Origin of the sequence: Massilia antarctica (assembly GCF_015689335.1) — a bacterium.
GTDB classification, from domain to species: domain Bacteria; phylum Pseudomonadota; class Gammaproteobacteria; order Burkholderiales; family Burkholderiaceae_D; genus Telluria_A; species Telluria_A antarctica.
On the sequence record NZ_CP065053.1, the window covers coordinates 5007375 to 5021754 of the forward strand.

Genomic DNA, 14380 nt, shown 5'->3' on the forward strand with positions numbered 1-14380 from the left:
GTAATATGAACCACTCTGTGGAGGTGTGCGATGGCGACCAAACGACTTGGCGTACTTGGAAAGAAGGGCGCGGAAACGCCGGACACCGCGTCTTCAGCGGGAACGTTTGTCACCGGTAAGTCCCCGAGACCCGGGCCTGGCCGCGATCGCGCGACTGCCGAAAATTTACGTGCATCAAACCCGGCTAGGGCTGACCCTGGAATGCTGACCAAGGCGATGCATCGCGCGGAGGCGGTACGCACGCGCCTTGAACGAACAGCGTCACCCGACATCGGCGAGAACGCGTTTGCGGACCTTGTCGGTACGCTGTCGTCGGATCTGAGTAAGGCGATCCATGCGATTCGCAACGGTTTTCCCGCCAGTATGCTTAAGGACGCAAGCGCGTATTTCGACGTTCCGGCCAACCGGATCGGCGCGATCGTGCGTCTTCCGGAAACCGCAGTGGCTACGCTTGTCAAACGCGGCGCGAATTTGGACGCCAGTGTTTCCGAGCGCATCTGGCGACTCGCTGATCTGACGAACATGGCCGAGGATGTGTTCGAGGATGAAGCTGCAGCCAAACTGTGGCTGACGACGCCGAATCGCACTTTTTTGAATCTGGCGCCTCTGGACTATCTTGACACGGAACCTGGCGCAATGTCAGTGCGCCAAGTGTTGAACGCCATTGCGACAGGCGGCGCCGCATGAGGTTTTGGCGGATCGCACAAAAGAAATATGCCATGGATAAACTATGCGTGGGAGCATCCCAGTTTGGCGGCAGATGGAATCCGATCGGAATCCCGGCACTCTATTGCGGCACGTCAATCGCGCTTTGCGCCCTGGAGAAGTTCGTACATATCGATAGCGGGATGCTGCCTCCACAAGTTCTCGTTGCGGTTGATGTTCCGGACGATTGCACTATTGCCGAGCCAGGCATCAGCGCCTTGCCGCCCGGGTGGGATGATATGCCTACCTCGTCTGTCGCCCAGTCCTTCGGTGGGGCGTGGCTCGCGCACGCAGGTCAGCTCGCCCTGAAAGTGCCATCAGCGATTGTCCCGGAAGAGAATAACCTGATCCTCAATCCCCATCATCACGACTATGCCCGGGTCGCGCTCACTGTCATTCGTTCTTTCGTTTTCGACAAGCGCATGTACAAATAACCCGCGCCATGCCAGTGCGTGGACGCCAAAAAAATCATTCTACGGTGCTCCCCTGAGTCTGCGCCGTGAGTGCCAGATCCAGGTCTTCCAGCCTGATCGGCTTGGTGAAGTGCCGGGCGAATCCGGCATCGAGCGCCAGGCTGCGGTCGTTCGCGCTGCCGTAGCCGGTCAGCGCAATGAGTTCGATGGCGGCGGTGCGCTCGTCGGCCTTGAGCGCGCGCGCCACCGCATAGCCGTCCATGCCGGGCAGGCCGATATCGATGAAGGCCAGCTCCGGCTGCCCGGCCAGCGCCGCGGCGATCGCTTCCGGCCCGCTGGCGGCGCTGACCACGTCGCACGAACGCAGTTGCAGCAGCATCGACATCATCTCGCGCGCGTCCGTATTGTCTTCCACCAGCAGCACGCGGCGCAGGCGCGCCGCCGGAATCGATGGCGCATCCGGCGCCACGGCCGCGTGCCCGGCCAGGCGCGGCAGGGTGACGGTGGCGGTGCTGCCCTTGCCGCTGCCTTCGCTGTCGATGCGTACATAACCGCCATGCAGCTCGACCAGCCGGCGCACCAGCGACAGGCCGATCCCCAGTCCGCCATGGGCGCGTTGCAGGCTCTGCTTGCCCTGCACGAAAATGTCGAACACGTGCGGCAGCAGGTCGGCCGGGATGCCCAGGCCGGAATCGCGCACCTTCAGTTCCGCCGCGTCGCCCACCTGGCGCACCGACAGCACGATCTCGCCGCCGCCCGGGCTGTATTTGACGGCGTTGTCGAGCAGGTTGTCGATCACTTGCAGCAGGCGGGTCGGATCGGCGTTGACGATGGCCGGCACGGTATCGATGCGCAAGGTGAAGGCGGCCGTGCGCCCGCTCGCCTTGAGCGTGTCGACGCAGCGCCGCACCATCTCGGCCAGGTCGATCGGCGCCTTGTCCAGTTCCAGCTTGCCCATCAGGGCGCGGTTCACTTCGAGCAGATCGTCGACCAGTTTGCGCAGGTGGTCGGTCTGGCGCCGCAGCACGTCGCGCGCGCGCTGGGCCATGGCGTCGTCGATGTTGCGTCCATTGTCGAGGATGGAGACGGCGCTGGCGACCGCGCTGAGCGGGTTGCGCAGCTCGTGGCCGAGCATCGCCAGGAATTCGTCCTTGGCGGCGTTCTGTTCCTCGGCGCGGGCGCGCGCGGTCTTTTCCGATACCAGCAGTGCGTTGCGCTCGTTCTCGGCGTCGCTGCGCGAGCGCATTTCGGCCTGCAGGCGCTTGCTCGCCTCGCGGATCGCTTCGTTCAGGCTTTCCAGTTCATGGATGCCGGAGCGCGGCAGCGAGTCGACCGCGCCGCCGCGCCCGAGCAGGGCAGCCGCCTGCGAGGCGCGCGCCACGAAGCGCACCAGGTGGCGTCCCGCCAGCATGGCCAGGGCCAGCGCCGCGATCAGGGCGATCACCAGGCCGGCGCTCATCACCGGCACGCCGCGCCAGACCGCCGCGTTGATCTCGGCCACCGGCGCGCCGATGATGATGGACCAGCCGGAGCGTTCGGAGCGGGTGAAGGCGTCGACCATCTCGTTGTCGTCGCCCGAAAGATGGGTGAACACGCCGCTGCGGATCTTGTCGATGGCGGCCAGGGTGGCGGGACGGACCGTGACGCCGACGAATTTGTCGGCATTCTCGCTGCGCGCGATGATGACGCCGGCGCGGTCCAGGATCGCCACGCGCCAGCCCGGCGGCAGGGCGCCGCCGGCGAAGGAATGGGCAAAAAACGCCGGCGAAAACGCTTGTCCGATCACATAGCGCTGCCCGCTCGGGGTCTGGATCGGCTGTTCGACCATGACAAAATAGTTTTTCAGCGCTTCGCCCCACTTGATGCCGGTGACCTGGCCCTGGCCCGAGGCCAGCATCGCCGTCACCTGTTCCGGATCGGGGCGGCGCGGCAGGCCGATGCCATATGGACGGCGCGTGTTGATCAATTGCTGGCCGCTGCTGTCGTACAGGATGATCCAGCCGCCCGGCGCGGCGCTCGCTTCGCGCGCCTGCTCGTAGAACAGCGCCAGGTCGCCGCGCGCCAGCGCATGCGAGTGGCCCAGCACCTTGAGCACCGACTGGGCGCGGTAGATGTCGGCGTCGATGGCGCGCGCGGTGAGCGTGGCGCTTTGCTCGATGCGTCCGATGGCCGAACTGTGCTGGGTATCCTGCAGGATGTGCAGCGCAATGGCGCCGAACAGGGCGACCGGAATGCCGATGGCGAGGGCCAGGACGATGTAGTGGGAACGCAGGCGCATCAGTGGGCGGCGCCGCTGCGGCGCAAGGGAAATGCTGCTGGCATGGATGAACGATGGCCGGTGAGGGGGACGGTGGGCACGATTTTACCGCACCGGCCGCCGCCTTTGATGAAACGGCTCAACGCCCGCGCCGCCCGTGCGCCACCGCCAGCGGCAGCAGCGCGCGCCACAGCACCAGGCCGGCCGCGCTGGCGCCGCCGCACAGCCAGCCGCGCGCATCGGAGGTGGGCTGGGAAGAGAGGAACCACATCATCGCCAGCATGCCGCCGATGGTTACGATCATGGCGGCCAGCGCCGCCCAGGCGCGCCAGTTGGCCAGGTCGGCGGCGGTGTTCAGGGTCAGGGCGATTTGCTGGTGGATGTTCATGCGGTCCAGCATATCCGTTGGCGTGGCGAATGTCCATGCGAGCCGGGCAGGCTTGCTGGTACACTCACTCCAAATGCTTGACTGAAACTACCATCCGACCGGACCACACTGCGAGGCGCTGAAACGACGATGAAAACGTATTTTGGGAGTTGCCACTGCGGCGCGGTGCGCTTCGAGGCCGATATCGACCTGAGCCTGGAAACAGTGCGCTGCAATTGTTCGATGTGCAAAAAAATCCGCTGGTGGGCGGCGATCGTGCGGCCGGAATCGTTCCGCCTGCTGTGCGGCGCCTCGGAGTTGAGCGATTACCAGTTCCAGCGCCGCATCGAGCACCATCTGTTTTGCCGCCACTGCGGGGTGCGCCCGTTCGGCATCGGCCAGTCGTCCCGGCTGGGCAAATTTTACGGGGTCAATATCGCCTGCCTGGACGGCGTGAGCGACGAAGAGCTGTCCTGGGTACCGGTGCGCTACGTCGATGGACGCAACGACGAATGGGACAAGCCGCCCGCCGAAACGGGCTACCTGTAGCGCGCGTCCGCCAGCTCAGCGGTGGCGCCAGCCGCGCCCCACATACGCGCTCCCGCGGCCGCCGTGGCCCCAGTAATGGCCGAAGCCAAATCCCAGGCTCAGCGTGACCGGCGGATAATAATAGGCGGGCTCCTCGATGTACACGGGCGCCGGCACGTACACCGGTTGCGGCACATACACCCGCTCCACCACCGTCACCGGGCGCGACGAATACTCGACACGCGAGCCGGTGGGCGAGGCCGCGGCCACGCGCTCGCCGGTGCCCGGCGCGACCGGGGTGACCGACACCACGTGCCACTGGGATGGGTCGGACGGCTGGGCGTAGCGCGGGGACGCAGGGTAGGTGGCGCAGCCGCCCAGTGCGGCCAGGGCCCCGATCAGTAACAGGTTTTTCATGGCGGTAAACTCCTCATGCTCATGCTATCACTATAGGCAAATGGCGCATAGCGGCGCGCCTAATTACACGTTGTTACAACGATGGCGAGAGGTGAAACTTTATTGTCGTTGACACCTTCCTACATGTACACTATGGAAATATTTTTATAACCAAATGACGTGGAGCGCGATTTGCAGGTGGATGAGCAAGAACTGGGTCATTATCGGCTGAAGCGTCTGTTGGGTGAGGGTGGCTTCGGGCAGGTATACGAGGCCTGGGATTCCAAGCTCCAGCGTACCATCGCCATCAAGCGACTCAAACCGCAATTGCTGTCGTCGCGGCCGGACAACCTGCTCGACGAAGCGCGGCTGGCCGCGTCCCTGCGCCATCCGTGCTTCGTGCGCATTTTCTCGATCGAGGGCGATAGCGCCCAGCAATCGATCGTCATGGAATTCGTCGACGGCTGTACCCTGCGCGAAGCAGGCAAGAGCGGCCCGATGTCCGAGGAGTCGGTGCTCGACATCGTGGCCCAGGTGGCCGACGCCATGCGCGAAGCCCACGCCGCGCGCTTGATCCACGGCGACATCAAGCCGGCCAACCTGATGCTCGAAGCGTCCGGCAAGGTGCGCATCATGGACTTCGGCCTGGCGCGCAAGATCGATCCGCAGGCGACCGAATCGGTGGTGTTCGACCAGACCGAGGGCACCATCGCCTACCTGGCGCCGGAATTGATGATGGGCTCCACCCTGAGCGCGCAAAGCGATGTGTATTCGCTCGGCGTGGTGATGTACGAGCTGCTCACCGGCACCCGTCCGTTTTCGCACCTGAGCGGGCTGGCGCTGGCCGCGGCCCACATTCAGTCATCCTCCGGCCTGTGGCCGTTTCCGGCCGAAACCAGCGCCGGCGTGGTCGCGCTGGTGCGCGCGATGACGGCGCGCCAGGTCGAGGACCGGCTCCCCTCGATGCAAGCGGTGCAGGAGGCGGCGCTGGGCCTGCGCCATCCATCGCCAGCAGCGGAGGCACCGGCCACGCCGGCGGGCGCAGACGCGGCGCTCTGGTTCGGCCGGAACAAGGTGCGCATCGCCATGGTCGTGGCCGGGCTCGCGCTCGCGGCCGGCCTGGGCGGCGTGCTGCGCGGCGGCGGCCTGGGCGACTGGTACCAGCGCAACGATCCCTTCTTTTCCGAAGCGACGGCGATGCAGACCGGCCTGACGGCGCTCAAGACCTTCGAACGTCCCGAAAGCCTGGACCTGGCAGTGCGCAGCTTTTCCGCCATTCTCGCGCACGATCCGAACCATGCTGGCGCCGCCGCCGGATTGTCGTTCGCCTACTGCTTCAAGCAAACCAGCGAACGGCGCGACGACGCCTGGCTCAAGCGCGCCGATGCCAGCGCCCAGCTCGCCATCAAGCTCAACCCCCAGCTGGCGCTGGGCTACGCGGCCCAGGCCATCGTGCGCTCCGGCCAGCGCAGGCTGCCGGAGGCGCTGACCTTGGCCGAGCATGCCTTGCGGCTCGACCCGCTCAACTGGTTCGGGCTCATTGCCAAGAGTAACGTTCTGACCCGCGCGCGCCGGTTTGCCGAGTCCGAGCACACCCTGCGCGAAGCGATCAAACTCTATCCGGCCGACCATGTGCTGCAAGACTTGCTGGGCACCATGTTTTACGAGCAGGGGCAATTCCAGAATGCCGAGCAGGCTTTCCGGCGCAGCATCAAGCTGCAGCCGGATACGGTCAATTCCTACGCCAACCTCAGCCTCGCCTTGCAGCGCCAGAACCGCATGGATGAAAGCCTGCAAGTGTTGCAGCAAGGCTTGCAGGTGCGTCCCACGGGCGACCTCTACACCAACCTGGGCAATGCCCTGTTCAACCGCGCCGATTACGTCGGCGCGGCCGAGGCGTTCGAGCGCGCCGTCGCGCCCCCGTTCGCGAGCCATTCCGATTATCTGCGCTGGGCCAACCTGGGCGACACCCTGCGCTGGATCCCGGGACGCGAGGACGAGTCGCGCAAGGCTTACCGCCAAGCGCTCGGCATACTCAAGCCGCTGGTGGCCGAGGCTCCGGGCGACCCGACCTTGCAGTCGCGCATGGGACTGTACGAGGCGCGCCTGGGCGAGCGCGCACCGGCGCTGGAACATACCCGGCGCGCCGTGGAAATGCGCGCGGATGATGCCAACCTGCGCTTTCGCGCCGTCATGGCCTATGAGCTGCTGGGCGAGCGCGACCGCGCCTTGGCGGAATTGGCGGCGGCGCGCCAGCGCGGCTATCCCGTCCATCTCATCAACGCCGAGCCCGACCTGATCGGACTGCGGCGCGACCCGCGCTACTTTGATTCCACCACAGAAAGTGACAAATGAAGAAACCGACATCCATGCTTCTGGAAGCTAATTTCGACATTAACCAGATCGGCGAAACCCTGGAATGGAAGTTCAGCCGCAAGGATGGGGATGGCAACCCCGTCACCGGCCGTTACGCCGGCGCCATCTACTTCACCATGGGCGAATTGGTGCACATCAAGGTGCGCGCGGGCGGCTACGAACAGTTCGAATCATTCAAGGTGCTCGACTGCTCGCTGATCACGCGCCCGCAAATCGTCTGCATCGCGCCCGGCCAGTTGGCCGCGTATGCCAGGCCGTCGCCCTTCGATGGCGTGGCCGGCGCCTGCGTGAGCGTTGCGGCGGACGAATTCGGCCCGGGCCATGCCCATGCGAGCGAGGAAGGCGGACGCAAATACCACACGATTTCCCGCAAATGGGACCAGTTCCTCACCGTCGGCGACGACAGCGGTCGCTGGGAAGTCTCGTTCGTGCTGACCGTCGAAATCACGCGCTGCTCCGGCAGGCAGGAAAGGCGCGTGTTCGCCTTCGATCCTGAAGGCGTGGTCGGCGCCGGCGTGACCCCGCCCGACATGGATGACAGCGGCGACGGCATGGCGTGCATGCCCGAAGGCGATGTCAACGGCGGCGTGCCGGCCTGATCGGCCAGCTCAGCTGGTGCCAGTATCCAGGCCGAGCACCCGCAGATGGCGGCGCAGCGCCTCGCTCGGGGTTTTGAGGCGCGAGGCGCAGCGGGCCAGGTCGCCGCCATCGGCGCGCAAGGCGGCGTCGAGTTCATCGCGCGGAATCAGGGCCGCCGGGCGGATCGCCGGATGCGCTTCGATCAGCTTGTACAGCGATGGCCGCGACAAGCCCAGCTGCTGGGCCGCGCCGCTGATCTGCCAGCCGTGCTCCTCGAGCGCGCCGAGCAGGTCGTCGTTGCTGATCTCGGCCAGCTTGCGGCGTGGGGCCGCCTCGGACGGCTCCTTCAGGCTGGCGCTGCGCGCTGGTTCGAAGGGGGCCGCGAGGCTGGCGCTGGCCGAGCGCTGCGGCGCCGCCGCCTGCACGTACTGCGACAGCAGCGGACGCTCGCCCGCCTGCAGCGCCATCACCATGCGCCGTGCCACGTTGGACAACTGGCGGATATTTCCCGGCCAATCGTAATTACACATCTCGCTCACCAGCGCGGGCGGGAAGGCGGCCAGCTCCTCGGCGCTCAAGCCGCAGCCTTTTAACATGTGCAGCAGCAGCACGCCGATATCCTCGCGCCGTTCGCGCAGGGTTGGCACCCGGATCACGAACGCTTCCATACGGCGCAGCAAAGGCTGGTTGAACCCGCGCGCGTCCAGATCCTGGTCGGTGGCGGCGATCAGGCGCGCCGTGGTGCGCGCATCCTGGCTTGCGCCGAGCGGGCGGTAGCAGCCCGTTTCCAGCACCCGCAGCAGCATCGGCTGTACCGACGCCGGCGTGTCGCCCAGTTCGTCGAGGAACAGGGTGCCGCCGTCGGCTTCGGCGAACAAGCCCTGGCGCGGCGCCTGCGCGCCCGTGTAGGCGCCCTTGGCCGCGCCGAACAGGTCGGCCGCGGCCAGCGACTCGCTCAGGGTCGCCATGTTCACCGCCACCAGCGGATTGGCGCTGCGCTTGCTGGCCTGGTGGATCGCGCGCGCGGCCACATCCTTGCCGGTGCCGGTCTCGCCCAGCAGCAGCACGGCCAGGTCGGTGCCCGCCACCTGGCGGATCAGCTCGCGCGTGGCGATGGCGCCGCTGCTCACGCCCAGCAGGCCGGGAAACAGGTTAGGGCGCGGAAAACTCGTCATCCAGTGCAGGCACAGCAGCACATGGCCGCCCAGGCCCAGCACCACGCCGGCGGCCACGTCCTCGCGGCTGAAGCTGCGGGTGCCGCTCAGCAAGGTGCCATTGACTTCGAGCGCCATGCGGCTGTCCGGCGCGGCCAGTTCGACACTGTCGCTGGCGGTGCGGCGCACCATCAGCGGCGCGCGCGCGATGGCCCGGTGGCCCAGCGCGATGCCATCCTGGCCGGGACGGAAGAACAGCGGCGCGTAGCGGCACACCTCGATCGCGCCTTCCTCGGCCGGGCCGATGAATTGCTCGCCGATGCGCTCGGTTTCCGGATGCCACAGGATCGTCAGTCCCAGCAGGGCACTGGTGATGCCATTTTTCTGCGAGAAAAGCTGCGTCGTCAGCGTGTTATCAACATCATTCACCGTTCGGCTCCATGGCACAGCGTTTAGTAATTGCTAATTATAGAGCAAGGTTGCCAATTGTTGACATGTAAAGAGCTGGCGCTTTACACGTGTTTTACACGTTTCGGCCCGCATCCCCTGCGGCGGCTTTCGGATCATCTTGCCTTCGGACATGTAAAGAGCCCTTCCTTTACACGCTCGTTGACATGTTTTTCCTTGTAAATCAAGGAATTGCCATGTCATTGACGCACTTATCAGTGTGGCACGGGAGTTGCTATGTATCAAAGGGTAGCCTTGTCGGGCTGCAAATAGCTAATCAGCAAGAGAGAGTAGGAAACATGGGTATCGTGATCGAGAGTTATGCATTTGTTGGCGTGGCAACCCGGGCAACCGGGCCGACGGCCCAGGTATGGCTGCCGCCCGGCTTTACCTTGACTGGCGGCGGCGCCTACGACATGGGCCGCGGCACCTCGAACACCCTGACCGCCTGCTACCCGACCCGCAACTACGCCGGCGTCTTCAACGGCTGGACCGCGGCCGGCCGCGATTTCGGCCTGGCCGACCCGGTGCCGCTGGCGGTGTACGCGGTCGGCATCCGCATCACCCGCGACGGGGTGCCGGTCAAGGTCGAGCAGCAAGTGTTTTCGGCCACCAGCGCGCTGGTGTCGGAACCGGGTGTGAGCGTCAAGCTCGGCGCCGGCTGGATCGGCACCGGCGGCGGCGCCCAGGATAACTACGCCACCCCCGTGAACGGCAACATGCTCACCGCCAGCTACCCGTTGATCGGCGCCGACGGCAAGATCTGCGGCTGGAGCGCCGCCGGGCGCGACCACGACGCGGTGGACCAGGCCCGCGTGACTGCCTTCGTGATCGGCATCCGCACCGGGCCGGACGTGGCGCTGGACGCCCACATCGTCTCGAACACCAGCCTCCTGACCGGATACCCGAGCGCGCTGGTGGCCGCGCCGCGCGGCAATGCCGTGGTGGCCGGCGGCGGCGCGCTGGTGGGCGAAAACGGGCGCGGCACCATGCTGAGCGCCTCGTGTCCCATCATCAGCAGCCAGGATGGCCGCCTGACCGGCTGGTTCGCCGCGCGCAAGGTGCAAAAATCGGCCCCGCCGAGCGGCATTACCGCCTATGGAGTCATGCTTGAAGCTGCGTGACTGGATCCTGATCGCCCTGGCGCTGCTGGCAATGGCGGTGGACTTGCCGGCGCGCGCCGCCGGCGCGGTCGGCGCCAGCGGCGGCCTGCTGGCCAGCGGCATCCACTCCGACCGCCTGGCGTGGCAGCACTTCGCCGGCATCGTGGCGCCGGCCGGGCACGGCCGGGTCGAATTCGAAACCTGGGCGGCCGACGACAACATCTACACCGAGACCCCGGCCTGGCCGGGCGACGACGCCGCCCAGCGGCGCCTGCGCAGCAGCGTGCTGCAGCGCGTGCTGGCGCCCCATGGCAGCCTTGACGCGCCGGTTGGCGATTGCGGCGCGGTGCTTGACGCCGGCTCGGGCAATTTTCCGGTCCAGGCCCCGCAGCCCGGCCAGGCGCCGTGCTTCGCGGAGGAAGTCAGGCGCAATCTCGCCACCTACCGCTACATCGTGCAAAACGGGCTCAATACCCAGGCCGGGCTGGCCGCCGCCTACCAGAAGGCGCAAAGCGGCTGGCGCGTGTCGCTGCCGGAAGACGCGGTCCAGGTCAAGGCCGACTGGGTGCCGGTCGAGACCCTGATCGCCTGGCTGGGACGCAACGGCGTGCGCCTGACCGGCTCGCAGGTACGCGCCCAGTTCCACACCACCTTCGCACAGGGAACCAGCTTCGCGCTGGTGGCCATGCATATCAGTTCCAAGGACGCGCCGAACTGGGTCTGGGCCAGCTTCGAGCACCGCCTCAATCCGGGCCGCTGCGACACCATGGGCTGCAACGACAGCTACGGCGCGGCGCGCCGCACCATCGCCCCGCAGGCCGGTGCGCACAACGGCCAGTACGCCGACTGCGCCAAGACGGCGGCGCTGAAAAAACTGTTCGAGGTCAAGCGCGTGGCGCCGGCGTGGAACAACTACTGCCTCAAGGCCTCCGAAATCGCGTTTGTGGCGCGCGACGGCACGCCGCTCATGCACGGCAATTCGTTCACCGAGCGGGTCGCGGCCGGGATCCCGATCAAGCGTTCCTCGTGCATTTCCTGCCACGCCAGCGCGGGTTTCAGCCGCGACGGCAGTGCCTACATCAAGCAACTCACTTCGCACCCCATGGGCACGGTAAAACTGCCCGCCGATATCGTCGCCAACGATTTCATCTGGGGCATCCTGACAATCAACGCCGTGCCAGTGGAGCAGGCGAAGATCCCGCATAACCTCGATCGAACGAGGATTACAGCCAGACGATAGGCGGACGGCGTTCCACCGCGCCTGCCGCTGCACCCTTCGTCTCCTTTTACGCGCACCCAGGGTGCGCGTTTTTTTTCTGTAGCGCCTGGCCGCGGCGATCATTTCTCCGGTTCGATGCATGCTGAACTCTGCTTGGACACGTACACGGGATTTTCCTGCCTGCGGAACTCGCAGTAGTAACTGTATTCGAATTGCCGGAAACCTTTATCCCTGCTCTTTTCGTCGTTGCGGATGAAGGTCAGCACAGCGCCGGGATAGTCTTTTTTAAGCCGTTCCAGATAGTCATTACAGGCGGCCGTGCGATTGAAGCCGCCTCCGCGCCACTCGCCCCAATCTTTTTTGTGTTCATCGATGGCATAGCGTTCGATCCCGTGGCTGGGATGCTGGCAGACGGGGTAGGCGGCGCAGGCGGCGGATTTCTTCGATCCCACCCCGGCGGCGCTCAACAGATGCTGGGCGCGGGCGATCGGAATCACGTAGGTGATCAATTGCCCACGGTCGTTCAATGCCACCGCCATCCCGACCACCGTGCCATATTGCCCGAACACCGGGCTGCCGCTATTGCCCGGACTAAATGCCAGATTGGTTTGCCACCACGGCTTGATCTGACCTTCCACGATGGTGTTTTGCGCCGTTTTCTGTCCGCCGGGTACCAGCGCCAGATCCGCCGAACCGGCAAAGCCGAGTCCGCTCAATGGGGCGCCCACGGCAATATCGCCCGGCGCGGCGATCGTCACGGCCGGCCACGGCGCATTCGCCGGCGCCGCCGGCAGCTTCAGCAGCGCCAGGTCGGATTCGGGATCGCGCGAGACAATGCTCGCTTCGACGGGCGGGTTGAGCAGGGAGCCGGGGCGCACGGTCACCATCGCTGAATTGATCGTCAGGTCCTTCAGTTGCGGGCTGACGACATGGGCGTTGGTCAGCACATGACCAGCCGGCGAGACAATGAATCCGGTGCCATAGTCAACGCCGGTGCCGTCGGGCGTGCTGTACTCGTACTTGATATGCACGGTCGCGCCCTGGTTGGCAGTGAACAGGCACTGCATGTCCTGGGCCGCCGCGCAGGGCGACAGGACAGCGAACACGGTCCAGCAAAAGCGAATTCGCGTGCTCATTTGCGCTCCCCTTCATTGCTCAGGGTTATACGCCGCAGCGGCTTGTATCCGGCCTGCTGCAACTCGCCCTGCGTGTACGACCTGCGGCACACGCCCCCGCACGATTTGTTCGCCGCCGATTCGATGACGACCACCACCGGTCCCGCCGGCCCGTTGTGAACCGACTCGACCAGGCGCACATGGCTGCGCGGTTTGTTGACGATATCCGCCGGAGACAGTTCGTGCCAGAGCACCGGCCTGCTCACGGCTCGGTCGGGAAGGCTGCCGGTGGTGAAGTAGCGCCCGGTTTGCCATGCGTAGGAAACAAAACCCGAGCAATCCATCCCCGTACTGTTGGCATAAACGCAGTTGACCTTGCGGCAGGTGCAGTCGTCCCCGGCGAGCCGTCCCGCGTCGAGGTGCTTGGAGAAATTGGCCAGCGCACTCATGTAGCCGCCCCAGCGGTAAGGCATGCCGGTGACATCCTTGCCGAGCATGCCGTCAAGGCGGAGCGGACGACGCCATATGTTTGACGGCGGAGCGCACCGGTTGGCGACGGCGACGTGCTCGAACGCGCTCGCCTTCAGGCGCCACACCAGTTCCAGCGGCGCGCGGGCACGTTGCAGGATCTGGCTGGCGCTGATGGATGTCATGGCGATATTTGTGGCGCCGGAAACGCCATTGAGGCGTTCGAGTGCGCGCAAGGTGTCGTCGTGTTCCGCGATGAGCGTCGCACCGGCAGGATGTGGTCCGAGTGCCAGCGGCTCGGCTTTGCCCACCGGCGAAAACTGGATGATATCGAGCTTGATGGTGTTGTCCTGGAAAACCAGGCTGACGACCGTTCCGTCGGCGCGGCGCGCGTATGGGCGGCGGGTATCGCAGGCGAAGGCAGCAGGGCGGACATAGGCTTCGGCGTGCGCGGCGCCGGCGGCATCGACCTTGAGCAGGCGCACGTAGGCAGCCTCGTGAGGCAGGCGCCGGCTCTCGTGCAGCGCCACCAGCGCACCTTCGCCTTCGTTGACCCACAGGACCCGGGCGTCGACGATGCGCATGCGCGACTTGAGCGTCATTGTTGAAAGCGGGCCGGCCACCTGAGCCGATGCGATGACGATGGTCGTCGGATCGGTATGCGGTGCCGTCGCGGCATACGACGCGGCGGCGGCCAGGTTCGCAACCACCGGCGTCCCTGTCTGCAGTGCCGAAAGCGGCACATTGACCCGCTTGCCATTGAGGTCGTCGAGCGCAAAGCCGTCCGCCAGCGCGATCAGGCGCGGCACGCCCGCCTCGGGATCGTGGCCGGTGCGCGTGCGCGCCAGCACGTCGCCCTTCGCGCTCACCATCGCGACCTCCCCAAGCGCCCCGACAACCAGGAAGCCGCGTGAAGTGGCAATGACATCGACCGGTTCGAGGAGGTCGGCCGGTAGCGCGATGTCGTGCCTTCCTGCGGCTGCCACCACGACGATCTTCCCGTTGACCTTGTCGAGCAGCGCCGTCGCATCGTCACCGGCGGCGACCATGGCGGCCGGTCCCTGGCAGTCCTGGTTGGGATGCATCTCCAGGCCGATCTGGCCAGGACCTGCCCCGACTTCCAATGCCATGGCGGCAGGCGCTTGCGCATATCCGTACAGCGAAACGGCCATCAGGCAGGCCGGCAGGACGAAGAAACAGGAAAGATTGCACACGTTACCTCCTGGAAATAATCGCTGCCCGGGCCGGGCAGA

At 65.8% G+C, this 14380-nt stretch carries 13 protein-coding genes; 7 read left to right on the forward strand and 6 right to left on the reverse strand.

Translation table 11 applies throughout. The features are described from left to right. Positions 1 to 30: 30 nt before the first annotated feature. Together IV454_RS22290 and IV454_RS22295 are read left to right on the forward strand one after the other, a co-directional pair. Positions 31 to 687 carry an Xre family toxin-antitoxin system antitoxin gene (locus tag IV454_RS22290; protein ID WP_206087888.1) on the forward strand — a complete coding sequence of 219 codons (657 nt, stop codon included), beginning with the start codon at positions 31 to 33 and terminating at the stop codon, positions 685 to 687. Then, positions 684 to 1139 (forward strand): RES family NAD+ phosphorylase, encoded by a 456-nt coding sequence (locus IV454_RS22295; protein ID WP_054267841.1) that lies wholly within the window; start codon positions 684 to 686, stop codon positions 1137 to 1139. The genes IV454_RS22290 and IV454_RS22295 overlap by 4 nt, the downstream gene beginning before the upstream one ends. A gap of 34 nt (positions 1140 to 1173) precedes the next feature. Here IV454_RS22295 and IV454_RS22300 read toward each other — a convergent pair whose 3' ends face one another. Together IV454_RS22300 and IV454_RS22305 are read right to left on the reverse strand one after the other, a co-directional pair. Next, positions 1174 to 3396, reverse strand: a complete 2223-nt coding sequence (locus tag IV454_RS22300) for an ATP-binding protein (RefSeq protein ID WP_206087889.1) — start codon at positions 3394 to 3396, stop codon at positions 1174 to 1176. A 118-nt stretch (positions 3397 to 3514) separates the two neighbouring features. After that, complete coding sequence (locus IV454_RS22305) at positions 3515 to 3763, reverse strand: hypothetical protein (RefSeq protein WP_206087890.1); 249 nt, start codon at positions 3761 to 3763, stop codon at positions 3515 to 3517. A 129-nt stretch (positions 3764 to 3892) separates the two neighbouring features. Between IV454_RS22305 and IV454_RS22310 the strand changes: the two genes are divergently transcribed. After that, the gene (locus IV454_RS22310) at positions 3893 to 4291 is read left to right on the forward strand and encodes a GFA family protein (protein WP_054267844.1); all 399 of its coding nucleotides are present in this window, start codon (positions 3893 to 3895) and stop codon (positions 4289 to 4291) included. 15 nt (positions 4292 to 4306) lie between these two features. Here IV454_RS22310 and IV454_RS22315 read toward each other — a convergent pair whose 3' ends face one another. After that, entirely contained in the window at positions 4307 to 4687 is a 381-nt protein-coding gene (locus IV454_RS22315) for a hypothetical protein (protein WP_206087891.1), read from the reverse strand. A gap of 177 nt (positions 4688 to 4864) precedes the next feature. Here IV454_RS22315 and IV454_RS22320 point away from each other — a divergent pair, with 177 nt between their 5' ends. Both IV454_RS22320 and IV454_RS22325 read left to right on the forward strand, forming a co-directional pair. Next, entirely contained in the window at positions 4865 to 7021 is a 2157-nt protein-coding gene (locus IV454_RS22320; protein WP_282961365.1) for a serine/threonine-protein kinase, read from the forward strand. After that, the gene (locus IV454_RS22325) at positions 7018 to 7641 is read left to right on the forward strand and encodes a hypothetical protein (RefSeq protein WP_146046850.1); all 624 of its coding nucleotides are present in this window, start codon (positions 7018 to 7020) and stop codon (positions 7639 to 7641) included. Before IV454_RS22320 ends, IV454_RS22325 begins: the two co-directional genes overlap by 4 nt. A gap of 9 nt (positions 7642 to 7650) precedes the next feature. Here IV454_RS22325 and IV454_RS22330 read toward each other — a convergent pair whose 3' ends face one another. Then, the gene (locus IV454_RS22330; RefSeq protein WP_206087893.1) at positions 7651 to 9204 is read right to left on the reverse strand and encodes a sigma 54-interacting transcriptional regulator; all 1554 of its coding nucleotides are present in this window, start codon (positions 9202 to 9204) and stop codon (positions 7651 to 7653) included. Between the two features lie 317 nt (positions 9205 to 9521). On the opposite strand from IV454_RS22330, the gene IV454_RS22335 reads away from it, so the two are divergent. After that, positions 9522 to 10346, forward strand: coding sequence for a hypothetical protein (locus IV454_RS22335; protein WP_206087894.1), 825 nt, complete (start codon positions 9522 to 9524; stop codon positions 10344 to 10346). Further along, positions 10333 to 11565 (forward strand): hypothetical protein, encoded by a 1233-nt coding sequence (locus IV454_RS22340; protein WP_206087895.1) that lies wholly within the window; start codon positions 10333 to 10335, stop codon positions 11563 to 11565. Before IV454_RS22335 ends, IV454_RS22340 begins: the two co-directional genes overlap by 14 nt. Before the next feature lie 98 nt (positions 11566 to 11663). Here IV454_RS22340 and IV454_RS22345 read toward each other — a convergent pair whose 3' ends face one another. Beyond that, a complete protein-coding gene (locus tag IV454_RS22345) occupies positions 11664 to 12680 on the reverse strand; it encodes a S1C family serine protease (RefSeq protein WP_206087896.1) in 1017 nt (338 codons plus the stop codon). Beyond that, positions 12677 to 14299: an NlpC/P60 family protein gene (locus IV454_RS22350; RefSeq protein ID WP_206087897.1), complete on the reverse strand. Its 1623-nt coding sequence runs from the start codon at positions 14297 to 14299 to the stop codon at positions 12677 to 12679. Before IV454_RS22350 ends, IV454_RS22345 begins: the two co-directional genes overlap by 4 nt. Positions 14300 to 14380 lie beyond the last annotated feature (81 nt).